A 15,358-nucleotide genomic window follows, 5' to 3' on the forward strand; every position below is an offset into this window, starting at 1 on the left:
ACGCCATCGCGAACGCATGGCGTTCCATTGACTTTGTGAATCTTAGGAAACGGGACCGATTATGGATAACTTGCGCTTCTCTTCTGCGCCGACAGCAGATTCCATTGATGCATCGATCGCTCAACACTACCCGGACTGCGAACCTGTCGCGGTTATCGGCTACGCCTGCCATTTTCCTGAATCGCCGGATGGCGAAACGTTCTGGCAAAATCTGCTGGAAGGTCGTGAATGCAGCCGACGCTTTACGCGCGAAGAGCTTCTGGCCGTCGGTCTGGATGCCGCCATCATTGACGATCCTCATTATGTCAATATCGGTACGGTGTTAGACAACGCCGACTGCTTCGACGCCACCCTGTTTGGCTATTCGCGACAGGAAGCGGAGTCGATGGACCCGCAGCAGCGCCTGTTTTTGCAGGCGGTCTGGCATGCGCTGGAACATGCCGGTTATGCCCCCGGCGCCGTCCCCCATAAGACCGGCGTTTTCGCCTCTTCCCGGATGAGTACCTACCCCGGTCGCGAAGCATTGAACGTGACAGAAGTCGCGCAGGTAAAAGGTCTGCAATCTCTGATGGGCAATGATAAAGACTATATTGCCACCCGCGCCGCGTACAAACTCAACCTGCACGGCCCGGCGTTATCGGTACAGACCGCCTGCTCCAGCTCGCTGGTTGCCGTGCATCTGGCCTGTGAAAGCCTGCGCGCAGGCGAATCCGATATGGCGGTTGCCGGCGGCGTGGCGCTCTCTTTCCCCCAGCAGGCAGGCTACCGCTACCAGCCCGGAATGATTTTCTCTCCTGATGGTCACTGTCGTCCCTTTGACGCCTCGGCTGAGGGCACCTGGGCCGGTAACGGTCTCGGCTGCGTGGTGCTGCGTCGCCTGAGAGACGCGCTGCTGTCAGGCGATCCGATTATCTCGGTGATCCTCTCCAGCGCGGTCAACAACGACGGCAACAGAAAGGTCGGCTATACCGCCCCTTCCGTCGCAGGGCAACAAGCAGTCATCGAAGAGGCGTTAATGCTGGCGGCCATCGACGACAGGCAGGTAGGTTACATTGAAACCCACGGCACCGGCACACCGCTGGGCGACGCGATTGAAATTGAAGCGTTACGCAACGTCTATGCGCCTCGCCCGCAGGATCAGCGCTGTGCGCTCGGTTCCGTGAAAAGTAACATGGGCCATCTGGATACCGCGGCGGGCATTGCCGGACTGCTGAAAACCGTTCTGGCAGTCAGTCGCGGGCAAATTCCTCCCTTACTGAATTTTCACACCCCCAACCCGGCGCTGAAACTTGAAGAGAGCCCCTTTACCATACCGGTGTCGGCACAGGCATGGCAGGACGAAATGCGCTATGCGGGCGTCTCCTCCTTTGGTATTGGCGGCACCAACTGCCATATGATCGTCGCCTCGCTGCCCGACGCGCTCAACGCGCGCCTCCCCAATACGGATAGCGGCAGAAAAAGTACCGCGCTGCTGCTCAGCGCCGCCAGCGACAGCGCGTTGCGGCGGCTGGCGACGGATTATGCCGGGGCGCTGAGAGAGAATGCGGATGCCAGCTCTCTGGCCTTCACAGCCCTGCACGCGCGCCGTCTCGATCTCCCCTTCCGCCTGGCGGCGCCATTAAACCGTGAAACCGCCGAGGCGCTCAGCGCCTGGGCCGGTGAGAAATCGGGGGCGCTGGTTTACAGCGGCCACGGCGCCAGCGGCAAGCAGGTGTGGCTGTTTACCGGCCAGGGCTCGCACTGGCGCACTATGGGTCAAACGATGTACCAGCACTCAACGGCGTTTGCCGACACGCTGGATCGCTGTTTTTCCGCCTGTAGCGAAATGCTCACGCCGTCACTGCGCGAAGCGATGTTTAACCCCGATTCGGCGCAGCTGGACAATATGGCCTGGGCGCAGCCGGCGATTGTCGCGTTTGAAATCGCGATGGCGGCGCACTGGCGTGCTGAAGGACTGAAGCCAGACTTCGCCATTGGGCATTCCGTCGGTGAATTTGCCGCTGCCGTTGTCTGCGGACACTATACGATTGAACAGGTCATGCCACTGGTTTGTCGGCGCGGCGCGCTAATGCAGCAGTGCGCAAGCGGCGCGATGGTGGCGGTATTTGCAGACGAAGACACGCTGATGCCGCTGGCTCGCCAGTTTGAGCTGGATCTCGCCGCCAACAACGGTACGCAACATACGGTATTTTCCGGGCCGGAAGCCCGTCTCGCGGTATTTTGCGCCACGCTCTCGCAGCATGACATTAACTATCGTCGCCTGAGCGTAACCGGTGCGGCGCACTCCGCTTTACTGGAGCCGATACTCGATCGGTTCCAGGACGCCTGCGCGGGACTGCACGCGGAGCCGGGGCAAATACCGATTATTTCCACGCTCACCGCCGACGTCATTGATGAGTCAACGCTCAACCAGGCGGATTACTGGCGCCGACACATGCGCCAGCCGGTGCGTTTTATCCAGAGTATTCAGGTGGCGCATCAGCTCGGCGCCCGCGTTTTTCTGGAGATGGGGCCCGATGCCCAGTTGGTTGCTTGCGGGCAGCGCGAATACCGCGATAACGCATACTGGATAGCCAGCGCCCGGCGTAACAAAGAGGCGAGCGATGTCCTCAATCAGGCCCTGCTCCAGCTTTACGCTGCCGGCGTCGCCCTACCGTGGGCCGACCTGCTGGCGGGCGATGGACAACGTATCGCTGCGCCATGTTATCCGTTTGATACTGAACGTTACTGGAAAGAGCGCGTCTCCCCGGCCTGCGAGCCTGCCGACGCAGCGCTGTCTGCCGGGCTGGAGGTGGCGAGTCGCGCCGCGACAGCGCTCGATCTCCCTCGCCTGGATGCGCTTAAACAGTGCGCCACGCGACTGCACGCCATCTACGTCGATCAACTGGTACAACGCTGTACCGGCGATGCCATTGAGAACGGCGTGGACGCCATGACCATCATGCGCCGTGGACGTCTGCTGCCCCGCTACCAGCAGCTACTCCAGCGCCTGCTGAATAACTGCGTGGTCGACGGCGATTACCGCTGCACCGACGGGCGATACGTCCGCGCCCGCCCCATTGAACATCAACAGCGGGAATCACTGCTGACGGAACTTGCCGGTTATTGTGAAGGTTTTCAGGCTATTCCCGACACCATCGCCCGTGCCGGCGATCGGTTATATGAAATGATGAGCGGCGCGGAAGAACCGGTGGCGATTATCTTCCCGCAAAGCGCCTCCGACGGCGTGGAAGTGCTGTATCAGGAATTCAGCTTTGGCCGCTATTTCAACCAAATCGCCGCCGGGGTATTACGCGGCATTGTCCAGACGCGTCAGCCCCGCCAGCCGTTGCGTATTCTTGAAGTTGGCGGCGGAACCGGCGGCACCACCGCGTGGCTGCTGCCGGAACTCAACGGCGTTCCGGCACTGGAGTACCATTTCACCGATATCTCGGCGCTGTTCACCCGTCGCGCCCAGCAGAAATTCGCCGACTATGATTTTGTGAAGTATAGCGAGCTGGATCTCGAAAAAGAGGCGCAGTCTCAGGGTTTCCAGGCACAGTCTTACGATCTTATCGTGGCAGCGAACGTGATTCACGCCACCCGCCATATTGGCCGCACGCTCGATAATCTGCGCCCCCTGCTCAAGCCGGGCGGGCGCCTGCTGATGCGCGAAATCACCCAGCCAATGCGTCTGTTTGACTTCGTTTTCGGCCCGCTGGTTCTTCCGCTACAGGATCTCGACGCCCGCGAAGGTGAGTTATTCCTCACCACCGCTCAGTGGCAACAACAGTGCCGCCACGCCGGATTCAGCAAAGTGGCGTGGCTACCGCAGGATGGCAGCCCGACCGCCGGGATGAGCGAACATATCATTCTCGCCACGCTGCCCGGTCAGGCGGTTAGCGCCGTAACATTCACCGCGCCATCAGAACCCGTGTTGGGGCAGGCGCTGACGGATAACGGTGATTATCTCGCCGACTGGTCTGATTGCGCAGGTCAGCCCGAACGGTTTAACGCCCGCTGGCAGGAGGCATGGCGTCTGCTTTCACAGCGTCATGGCGACGCTCTGCCTGTGGAACCGCCCCCCGTCGCCGCCCCGGAGTGGCTGGGGAAGGTTCGCTTAAGCTGGCAAAACGAAGCCTTTTCCCGCGGTCAGATGCGCGTTGAAGCCCGTCATCCTGCTGGCGAGTGGCTGCCGCTATCGCCCGCCGCGCCTCTTCCTGCGCCGCAAACGCATTATCAATGGCGCTGGACGCCCCTCAACGTCGCCAGCATTGACCATCCGCTTACCTTTAGCTTCAGCGCCGGTACGCTTGCGCGCAGCGACGAGCTGGCGCAATACGGCATCATTCACGATCCGCACGCCTCTTCACGACTGATGATTGTTGAGGAGAGCGAGGATACGCTGGCCTTAGCGGAGAAAGTGATAGCAGCGCTCACCGCCAGCGCAGCCGGATTGATTGTGGTTACTCGCCGCGCGTGGCGAGTCGAGGAAAATGAAGCACTCTCTGCATCCCATCACGCGCTATGGGCCTTGCTTCGCGTCGCGGCCAACGAACAGCCGGAACGGTTGCTTGCCGCCATCGATCTCGCCGAAAACACCCCGTGGGAAACGCTGCATCAAGGGTTGAGCGCAGTCTCACTATCACAGCGCTGGCTCGCCGCACGGGGTGACACCCTTTGGCTCCCTTCACTGACGCCCAATACGGGATGCGCCGCTGAATTACCGGCAAACGTGTTTACCGGCGATAGCCGCTGGCATCTGGTGACCGGAGCGTTTGGCGGATTAGGCCGCCTTGCCGTGAACTGGCTCAGAGAAAAAGGGGCGCGACGCATCGCCCTGCTGGCACCGCGCGTGGATGAGTCATGGCTACGCGACGTGGAGGGCGGGCAGACGCGCGTCTGCCGTTGTGATGTGGGCGATGCCGGGCAACTGGCCACGGTTCTTGACGATCTGGCGGCCAACGGCGGCATTGCCGGAGCGATTCATGCCGCTGGCGTATTGGCTGACGCGCCCTTGCAGGAGCTTGATGACCACCAGCTGGCTGCCGTTTTCGCGGTAAAAGCGCAGGCGGCAAGCCAACTGTTGCAAACCCTGCGCAACCACGACGGACGCTATCTTATTCTCTACTCTTCCGCTGCCGCCACCCTCGGCGCGCCGGGTCAGAGCGCCCATGCGCTGGCCTGCGGCTACCTGGACGGGCTGGCCCAGCAGTTTTCCACCCTTGATGCGCCGAAAACGCTCTCTGTCGCCTGGGGCGCATGGGGAGAAAGCGGTCGGGCGGCCACGCCGGAAATGCTGGCGACGCTCGCCAGCCGAGGTATGGGCGCGTTAAGCGATGCCGAAGGCTGCTGGCACCTGGAACAGGCGGTGATGCGCGGCGCCCCGTGGCGACTGGCGATGCGCGTTTTTACCGACAAAATGCCCCCGTTACAACAGGCTCTGTTTAACATCAGCGCCACAGAAAAAGCCGCAACGCCGGTCATTCCTCCTGCTGATGACAACGCCTTTAACGGCAGCCTGAGCGATGAAACAGCGGTGATGGCATGGCTGAAAAAGCGGATTGCGGTTCAGCTAAGGCTGAGCGATCCGGCGTCACTGCATCCAAACCAGGATCTGTTGCAACTCGGCATGGACTCGCTGCTCTTCCTTGAACTCAGTAGCGATATTCAGCACTACCTGGGTGTACGCATCAATGCGGAACGGGCGTGGCAGGATCTGTCTCCTCATGGACTCACGCAGCTTATCTGTTCTAAGCCAGAGGCGACGCCTGCCGCTTCGCAGCCGGAAGTATTGCGGCACGACGCCGACGAGCGTTATGCGCCCTTCCCTTTGACGCCCATTCAGCACGCCTACTGGCTGGGGCGAACCCACCTCATTGGCTATGGCGGCGTCGCCTGTCACGTCCTGTTTGAGTGGGATAAACGCCACGATGAGTTCGATCTCGCCATACTGGAGAAAGCATGGAACCAGCTCATCGCACGCCACGATATGTTGCGTATGGTGGTTGATGCCGACGGGCAGCAGCGAATCCTGGCGACAACGCCGGAGTATCACATCCCGCGTGACGATCTGCGCGCGCTTTCCCCGGAAGAACAGCGCATCGCACTGGAAAAACGGCGGCATGAACTGAGCTATCGCGTTTTGCCTGCCGACCAGTGGCCTCTTTTTGAGCTGGTGGTCAGCGAAATCGACGATTGCCATTACCGTCTGCATATGAACCTCGACCTTTTGCAGTTTGATGTGCAGAGTTTTAAAGTCATGATGGACGACCTGGCGCAGGTCTGGCGCGGTGAAACGCTGGCGCCGCTCGCTATTACCTTCCGTGATTATGTGATGGCTGAACAGGCGCGCCGACAGACATCGGCATGGCACGATGCCTGGGATTACTGGCAGGAAAAACTGCCGCAACTGCCCTTAGCGCCAGAGCTGCCGGTGGTTGAGACGCCCCCGGAAACGCCACACTTCACCACCTTCAAATCGACGATCGGCAAGACAGAATGGCAGGCCGTGAAACAGCGCTGGCAGCAGCAAGGCGTCACACCGTCTGCCGCGCTGCTCACGCTGTTTGCCGCCACCCTTGAGCGCTGGAGCCGTACCACAACATTTACGCTGAACCTGACGTTCTTCAATCGCCAGCCGATCCATCCGCAAATCAACCAGTTGATTGGTGATTTTACCTCCGTCACGCTGGTTGATTTTAACTTCTCAGCGCCGGTGACGTTGCAAGAGCAGATGCAACAGACCCAACAGCGCCTCTGGCAAAACATGGCGCACAGTGAAATGAACGGTGTTGAGGTGATCCGTGAGCTGGGCCGCCTGCGCGGATCACAACGTCAACCGCTGATGCCGGTAGTGTTTACCAGTATGCTGGGGATGACGCTGGAAGGCATGACTATCGATCAGGCGATGAGCCATCTGTTCGGCGAACCCTGCTATGTATTCACGCAAACGCCGCAGGTCTGGCTGGATCATCAGGTCATGGAGAGCGACGGCGAGTTGATGTTTAGCTGGTACTGCATGGACAACGTGCTGGAACCCGGCGCTGCCGAGGCGATGTTTAATGACTATTGCGCCATCCTGCAAGCCGTCATCGCCGCCCCTGAAAGCCTGAAGACTCTCGCCAGCGGCATCGCCAGGCACATTCCCCGCCGACGCTGGCCGCTGAACGCGCAGGCGGACTACGACCTGCGGGATATTGAGCAGGCGACGCTCGAATACCCCGGCATCCGGCAGGCCAGAGCGGAAATAACCGAACAGGGCGCGTTGACGCTGGATATCGTGATGGCCGACGATCCTTCGCCATCAGCGGCGATGCCTGATGAGCACGAACTTACCCAACTGGCGCTGCCGTTGCCTGAGCAGGCGCAGCTTGATGAGCTGGAGGCGACCTGGCGCTGGCTGGAGGCGCGTGCGCTACAGGGGATCGCGGCTACGCTAAATCGTCACGGCCTGTTTACCACGCCGGAGATCGCCCATCGCTTTAGCGCAGTAGTACAGGCGCTGTCCGCGCAAGCGTCTCACCAGCGTCTGCTGCGCCAGTGGCTACAGTGTCTGACGGAAAGAGAGTGGTTAATCCGCGAAGGTGAAAGCTGGCGCTGCCGCATTCCGCTCAGCGAGATTCCTGAGCCTCAGGAAGCGTGCCCGCAAAGCCAATGGAGCCAGGCGCTGGCGCAGTATCTGGAAACCTGCATCGCCCGGCACGACGCCCTCTTCTCCGGGCAGTGTTCTCCGCTGGAATTGCTGTTCAACGAGCAGCATCGCGTTACCGACGCGCTGTATCGCGACAACCCCGCCAGCGCCTGTCTGAATCGCTATACCGCGCAGATTGCCGCCTTGTGCAGCGCAGAACGGATTCTGGAGGTTGGCGCCGGAACCGCAGCCACTACCGCGCCGGTGCTGAAGGCCACGCGGAACACGCGGCAGTCGTACCACTTCACGGACGTCTCCGCGCAGTTCCTCAATGACGCCAGAGCCCGTTTCCATGATGAATCGCAGGTGTCTTATGCCTTGTTCGACATCAACCAGCCGCTGGATTTCACCGCCCACCCGGAGGCGGGTTACGACCTGATCGTTGCCGTCAATGTGCTCCACGACGCCAGCCATGTCGTCCAGACGTTGCGCAGATTAAAACTGTTGCTGAAAGCCGGCGGACGTTTGCTGATCGTTGAAGCGACGGAGCGAAACAGCGTATTCCAGCTGGCGAGCGTGGGCTTTATTGAGGGATTAAGCGGATACCGCGATTTCCGCCGCCGGGATGAGAAACCGATGCTCACCCGCTCCGCATGGCAGGAGGTTCTCGTTCAGGCCGGGTTTGCAAACGAGCTGGCGTGGCCCGCGCAGGAATCGTCGCCGCTGCGCCAGCATCTGCTGGTAGCGCGTTCGCCTGGCGTAAATCGCCCGGATAAAAAAGCCGTGAGCCGCTATTTACAGCAGCGCTTTGGCACCGGTCTGCCCATTTTACAGATCCGGCAAAGAGAAGCGTTATTTACGCCGCTGCATGCCCCGTCTGATGCGCCGACTGAGCCAGCCAAACCCACGCCAGTTGCCGGGGGGAATCCGGCACTGGAAAAACAGGTGGCTGAACTCTGGCAATCGCTGCTGTCTCGCCCCGTGGCAAGGCATCACGACTTTTTCGAACTGGGCGGCGACAGCCTGATGGCGACAAGGATGGTCGCGCAGCTAAACCGGAGAGGGATTGCCAGGGCTAACCTTCAGGATCTGTTCAGCCATTCGACGCTGAGCGACTTCTGCGCCCATCTACAGGCGGCTACGTCAGGAGAGGACAACCCGATACCCCTTTGCCAGGGCGACGGTGAGGAAACCCTGTTTGTCTTCCACGCTTCAGACGGCGATATCAGCGCCTGGCTGCCGCTCGCTAGCGCGTTGAACAGGCGCGTTTTCGGCCTGCAAGCAAAATCGCCGCAGCGCTTTGCCACGCTCGACCAGATGATCGATGAGTATGTCGGGTGCATCCGTCGTCAGCAGCCTCACGGCCCTTATGTGCTGGCGGGTTGGTCGTATGGCGCGTTTCTTGCGGCGGGCGCCGCACAACGCCTGTACGCCAAAGGCGAGCAGGTTCGGATGGTGTTAATCGATCCCGTGTGCCGACAGGATTTCTGTTGCGAAAACCGGGCGGCCCTGCTGCGCCTGTTAGCCGAAGGACAAACGCCTCTGGCACTGCCCGAACATTTCGACCAGCAGACGCCCGACAGCCAGCTTGCCGACTTTATCAGCCTCGCTAAAACGGCCGGTATGGTGTCGCAAAACCTGACGCTGCAAGCGGCAGAAACGTGGCTCGACAACATCGCGCATCTGCTGCGTTTACTGACTGAGCATACGCCGGGCGAAAGCGTTCCGGTCCCCTGTCTCATGGTGTATGCCGCCGGGAGACCCGCGCACTGGACGCCAGCAGAAACCGAGTGGCAGGGCTGGATAAACAACGCCGACGACGCTGTGATTGAAGCCAGCCACTGGCAAATCATGATGGAAGCCCCCCACGTTCAGGCTTGTGCGCAACACATTACGCGCTGGCTTTGCGCAACCTCAACGCAACCGGAGAACACGTTATGATGCCGTCCGCCTCCCCAAAACAACGCGTACTGATTGTGGGCGCCAAATTTGGCGAAATGTACCTGAATGCCTTTATGCAGCCCCCGGAGGGGCTGGAACTGGTCGGCCTGCTGGCGCAGGGAAGCGCCCGTTCAAGAGAGCTGGCTCATGCGTTTGGCATTCCGCTGTATACCTCGCCGGAACAGATAACCAGGATGCCGGATATCGCCTGTATTGTCGTGCGTTCGACCGTCGCCGGAGGAACCGGTACGCAGCTTGCCAGACACTTTCTGACGCGCGGCGTACACGTCATTCAGGAGCATCCCCTCCACCCGGATGACATCAGTTCCTTACAAACGCTGGCGCAGGAACAGGGCTGCTGCTATTGGGTAAACACGTTTTATCCGCATACGCGCGCGGGACGCACATGGCTTCGCGATGCGCAGCAGCTGCGTCGCTGTCTGGCTAAGACGCCGCAGGTGGTCCACGCCACCACCAGCCGACAGTTGCTCTACTCCACTCTGGATTTGTTGTTGCTGGCTCTGGGCGTTGATGCCGCCGCCGTGGAGTGCGACGTGGTTGGCAGCTTTAGCGATTTTCACTGTCTGAGACTCTTCTGGCCGGAGGGAGAAGCCTGCCTGCTGCTTCAGCGCTATCTCGATCCTGACGATCCAGATATGCATAGCCTTATCATGCACCGCCTGCTGCTGGGCTGGCCGGAAGGTCATCTTTCGCTGGAGGCGAGCTACGGCCCCGTCATCTGGTCATCCAGCCTGTTTGTCGCAGACCATCAGGAGAACGCCCACAGCCTCTACCGCAGACCGGAGATCCTGCGCGATCTGCCGGGTCTGACGCGCAGCGCGGCGCCCCTGAGCTGGCGCGACTGCTGCGAAACCGTCGGGCCGGAGGGCGTCAGCTGGTTGCTACACCAGTTGCGCAGCCATCTGGCGGGCGAACATCCACCAGCGGCCTGCCAAAGCGTACATCAGATCGCGTTATCACGTTTATGGCAGCAGATTTTACGTAAGACCGGCAATGCGGAGATCAGACGCCTGACGCCGCCGCACCACGACCGGTTAGCCGGTTTCTACAACGATGATGATAAGGAGGCGCTGTGACGCAATCTGCAATGTGCATCCCGCTGTGGCCCGCCCGGAACGGCAATACTGCGCATCTGGTCATGTGCCCTTTCGCTGGCGGCAGCAGTAGCGCGTTTCGCCACTGGCAAGCTGAGCAACTGGCTGATTGCGCGCTTTCTCTGGTGACCTGGCCGGGGCGCGATCGCCTTCGCCATCTGGAACCGCTCAGAAACATTACACAACTGGCGGCACTGCTGGCGAACGAGCTGGAAGCATCCGTATCGCCTGACACGCCGCTTTTACTCGCCGGGCACAGCATGGGGGCGCAGGTGGCGTTTGAAACCTGCCGACTTCTGGAGCAACGGGGGCTTGCGCCACAAGGACTGATTATTTCCGGGTGCCATGCCCCGCATCTGCATTCTGAACGCCAGCTCAGCCATCGCGATGATGCCGACTTTATCGCTGAGCTGATAGACATTGGCGGATGTTCTCCTGAACTGCGGGAAAACCAGGAATTAATGTCGCTGTTTCTTCCTCTTCTGCGCGCTGATTTTTACGCCACCGAGAGCTATCACTACGACTCGCCCGACGTCTGTCCGCCGCTGCGCACGCCTGCGCTGTTATTGTGCGGCAGCCACGATCGCGAAGCCTCCTGGCAGCAGGTCGATGCCTGGCGTCAGTGGCTGAGCCACGTTACAGGCCCGGTGGTGATTGACGGCGATCATTTCTATCCCATTCAACAAGCCCGGTCCTTTTTTACGCAGATTGTCCGCCATTTTCCCCACGCATTTTCTGCAATGACCGCGTGGCAAAAACAGCCCAGTACTTCAGAAAGGTGACGCATGAATTCTTCCTTTGAATCTCTGATTGAACAGTATCCCTTACCCATTGCCGAACAGTTGCGCCACTGGGCGGCCCGTTATGCCTCGCGAATTGCCGTCGTTGATGCAAAGGGGTCGTTAACCTACAGCGCGCTTGATGCACAAGTTGACGAACTTGCCGCAGGTCTGTCATCACTGGGTTTGCGTTCGGGGGAGCATGTAATTGTGCAGCTTCCCAACGACAACGCGTTTGTTACCCTGCTGTTCGCCTTGTTAAGACTGGGCGTTATCCCCGTGCTGGCGATGCCCTCGCAACGGGCTCTGGATATCGACGCGCTGATTGAGCTGGCGCAACCCGTCGCTTACGTTATTCACGGGGAAAACCTCGCAGAGCTGGCCCGACAGATGGCGCACAAACACGCCTGCTTGCGTCATGTTCTGGTCGCTGGAGAGACCGTGAGCGACGATTTTACGCCGCTCTTCTCCCTTCACGGTGAGCGACAGGCATGGCCGCAGCCTGATGTTTCCGCCACCGCGTTGTTGTTGCTCTCAGGCGGCACAACCGGCACGCCCAAACTCATCCCGCGCCGACATGCCGACTATAGCTATAACTTCAGCGCTTCTGCTGAACTGTGCGGCATCAGCCAACAGAGCGTGTATCTCGCCGTCCTCCCGGTGGCGCATAACTTTCCGCTGGCCTGCCCCGGTATTCTGGGAACGCTTGCCTGCGGCGGAAAAGTGGTGCTGACCGACAGCGCCAGCTGTGATGAGGTGATGCCTTTAATCGCGCAGGAAAGAGTGACTCACGTCGCCCTGGTTCCGGCGCTGGCGCAATTATGGGTGCAGGCCAGGGAGTGGGAAGACAGCGACCTTTCGTCGCTGCGCGTCATTCAGGCAGGCGGCGCCCGGCTCGACCCGACGCTTGCTGAGCAGGTTATCGCCACCTTTGACTGTACCCTGCAACAGGTTTTCGGTATGGCGGAAGGCCTGCTCTGTTTTACCCGGCTGGACGATCCGCATGCCACCATTCTCCACAGCCAGGGGCGCCCGTTGTCCCCTCTGGATGAAATCCGCATCGTTGATCAAGACGAGAACGACGTCGCGCCGGGCGAAACCGGGCAATTGTTAACGCGCGGCCCTTATACCATTTCGGGCTATTACCGCGCCCCTGCCCACAACGCGCAGGCCTTTACCGCGCAAGGGTTTTACCGCACAGGCGACAATGTCAGGCTGGATGAGGTGGGGAACCTGCACGTTGAGGGACGCATAAAAGAGCAGATCAACCGCGCCGGAGAAAAAATAGCCGCGGCTGAAGTGGAATCGGCACTGCTGCGTTTAGCGGAAGTGCAAGATTGCGCGGTGGTCGCCGCGCCGGACACGCTGCTTGGCGAGCGGATTTGCGCGTTTATCATCGCGCAGCAGGTGCCAACTGACTATCAGCAGTTGCGTCAACAACTGACCCGTATGGGGCTCAGCGCGTGGAAAATTCCTGACCAAATCGAGTTTCTGGACCACTGGCCGCTCACCGCCGTCGGCAAGATAGACAAAAAACGCCTGACGGCTCTCGCCGTCGACCGTTATCGCCATTCTGCCCAATAAGCGCAAACCGACCCGAAACAGGTTGAAATAAACCCGTTTCGGGTAGCACCACTATTAGAAATAGTTATCATTTTCAATTCACCATTGTCGGTATTTTTGGCGTTTCGCCGTCTTACAGGGACTCACAACAATGAAAATGACACGGCTTTATCCTCTGGCCTTGGGGGGATTATTGCTCCCCGCCATTGCTAATGCCCAGACTTCACAGCAAGACGAAAGCACGCTGGTGGTTACCGCCAGTAAACAATCTTCCCGCTCGGCATCAGCCAACAACGTCTCATCTACTGTTGTCAGCGCGCCGGAATTAAGCGACGCCGGCGTCACCGCCAGCGACAAACTCCCCAGAGTCTTGCCCGGGCTCAATATTGAAAATAGCGGCAACATGCTTTTTTCGACGATCTCGCTACGCGGCGTCTCTTCAGCGCAGGACTTCTATAACCCCGCCGTCACCCTGTATGTCGATGGCGTCCCTCAGCTTTCCACCAACACCATCCAGGCGCTTACCGATGTGCAAAGCGTGGAGTTGCTGCGAGGCCCACAGGGAACGTTATATGGCAAAAGCGCTCAGGGCGGGATCATCAACATCGTCACCCAGCAGCCGGACAGCACGCCGCGCGGCTATATTGAAGGCGGCGTCAGTAGCCGCGACAGTTATCGAAGTAAGTTCAACCTGAGCGGCCCCATTCAGGATGGCCTGCTGTACGGCAGCGTCACCCTGTTACGCCAAGTTGATGACGGCGACATGATTAACCCCGCGACGGGAAGCGATGACTTAGGCGGCACCCGCGCCAGCATAGGGAATGTGAAACTGCGTCTGGCGCCGGACGATCAGCCCTGGGAAATGGGCTTTGCCGCCTCACGCGAATGTACCCGCGCCACCCAGGACGCCTATGTGGGATGGAATGATATTAAGGGCCGTAAGCTGTCGATCAGCGATGGTTCACCAGACCCGTACATGCGGCGCTGCACTGACAGCCAGACCCTGAGTGGGAAATACACCACCGATGACTGGGTTTTCAACCTGATCAGCGCCTGGCAGCAGCAGCATTATTCGCGCACCTTCCCTTCCGGTTCGTTAATCGTCAATATGCCTCAGCGCTGGAATCAGGATGTGCAGGAGCTGCGCGCTGCAACCCTGGGCGATGCGCGTACCGTTGATATGGTGTTTGGGCTGTACCGGCAGAACACCCGCGAGAAGTTAAATTCAGCCTACGACATGCCGACAATGCCTTATTTAAGCAGTACCGGCTATACCACCGCTGAAACGCTGGCCGCATACAGTGACCTGACCTGGCATTTAACCGATCGTTTTGATATCGGCGGCGGCGTGCGCTTCTCGCATGATAAATCCAGTACACAATATCACGGCAGCATGCTCGGCAACCCGTTTGGCGACCAGGGTAAGAGCAATGACGATCAGGTGCTCGGGCAGCTATCCGCAGGCTATATGCTGACCGATGACTGGAGAGTGTATACCCGTGTAGCCCAGGGATATAAACCTTCCGGGTACAACATCGTGCCTACTGCGGGTCTTGATGCCAAACCGTTCGTCGCCGAGAAATCCATCAACTATGAACTTGGCACCCGCTACGAAACCGCTGACGTCACGCTGCAAGCCGCGACGTTTTATACCCACACCAAAGACATGCAGCTTTACTCTGGCCCGGTCGGGATGCAGACATTAAGCAATGCGGGTAAAGCCGACGCCACCGGCGTTGAGCTTGAAGCGAAGTGGCGGTTTGCGCCAGGCTGGTCATGGGATATCAATGGCAACGTGATCCGTTCCGAATTCACCAATGACAGTGAGTTGTATCACGGTAACCGGGTGCCGTTCGTACCACGTTATGGCGCGGGAAGCAGCGTGAACGGCGTGATTGATACGCGCTATGGCGCACTGATGCCCCGACTGGCGGTTAATCTGGTCGGGCCGCATTATTTCGATGGCGACAACCAGTTGCGGCAAGGCACCTATGCCACCCTGGACAGCAGCCTGGGCTGGCAGGCGACTGAACGGATGAACATTTCCGTCTATGTCGATAACCTGTTCGACCGTCGTTACCGTACCTATGGCTACATGAACGGCAGCAGCGCCGTCGCGCAGGTCAATATGGGTCGCACCGTCGGTATCAATACGCGAATTGATTTCTTCTGATTATTGTAAAAGGGATACCGAAAAGGTATCCCTTTTACACCACTAGTTAAAACCAGTAACTCAGCAGAGTCGCAAAAATATTAATCCATAGTGATTATTTAAACAATGAAATTGCGATTAGGATAAATAGATTTAACTTTCTCGTTCCTTTCTCTCCTTATACTAAAGAAATAAT

Annotated in this window: 5 protein-coding genes; all 5 read left to right on the plus strand. The window is 59.2% G+C overall.

Annotated elements, in window-relative coordinates:
- Positions 1 to 61: 61 nt before the first annotated feature.
- The gene (gene irp1, locus G434_RS18925) at positions 62 to 9,553 is read left to right on the plus strand and encodes a yersiniabactin polyketide synthase HMWP1 (protein ID WP_000369500.1); all 9,492 of its coding nucleotides are present in this window, start codon (positions 62 to 64) and stop codon (positions 9,551 to 9,553) included.
- Positions 9,550 to 10,650, plus strand: a complete 1,101-nt coding sequence (gene ybtU / locus G434_RS18920) for a yersiniabactin biosynthesis oxidoreductase YbtU (protein WP_000982870.1) — start codon at positions 9,550 to 9,552, stop codon at positions 10,648 to 10,650. The genes irp1 and ybtU overlap by 4 nt, the downstream gene beginning before the upstream one ends.
- Positions 10,647 to 11,450 (plus strand): yersiniabactin biosynthesis thioesterase YbtT, encoded by an 804-nt coding sequence (ybtT, locus tag G434_RS18915; protein ID WP_000194278.1) that lies wholly within the window; start codon positions 10,647 to 10,649, stop codon positions 11,448 to 11,450. Before ybtU ends, ybtT begins: the two co-directional genes overlap by 4 nt.
- Before the next feature lie 3 nt (positions 11,451 to 11,453).
- Positions 11,454 to 13,031: a yersiniabactin biosynthesis salycil-AMP ligase YbtE gene (ybtE, locus tag G434_RS18910; protein ID WP_001088830.1), complete on the plus strand. Its 1,578-nt coding sequence runs from the start codon at positions 11,454 to 11,456 to the stop codon at positions 13,029 to 13,031.
- A gap of 130 nt (positions 13,032 to 13,161) precedes the next feature.
- Positions 13,162 to 15,183: a siderophore yersiniabactin receptor FyuA gene (fyuA, locus tag G434_RS18905; protein ID WP_000784549.1), complete on the plus strand. Its 2,022-nt coding sequence runs from the start codon at positions 13,162 to 13,164 to the stop codon at positions 15,181 to 15,183.
- The last annotated feature ends 175 nt before the right edge of the window (positions 15,184 to 15,358 follow it).

Origin of the sequence: Escherichia sp. KTE172, assembly GCF_000408845.1 — a bacterium.
In the GTDB taxonomy this organism is placed as follows: domain Bacteria; phylum Pseudomonadota; class Gammaproteobacteria; order Enterobacterales; family Enterobacteriaceae; genus Escherichia; species Escherichia coli.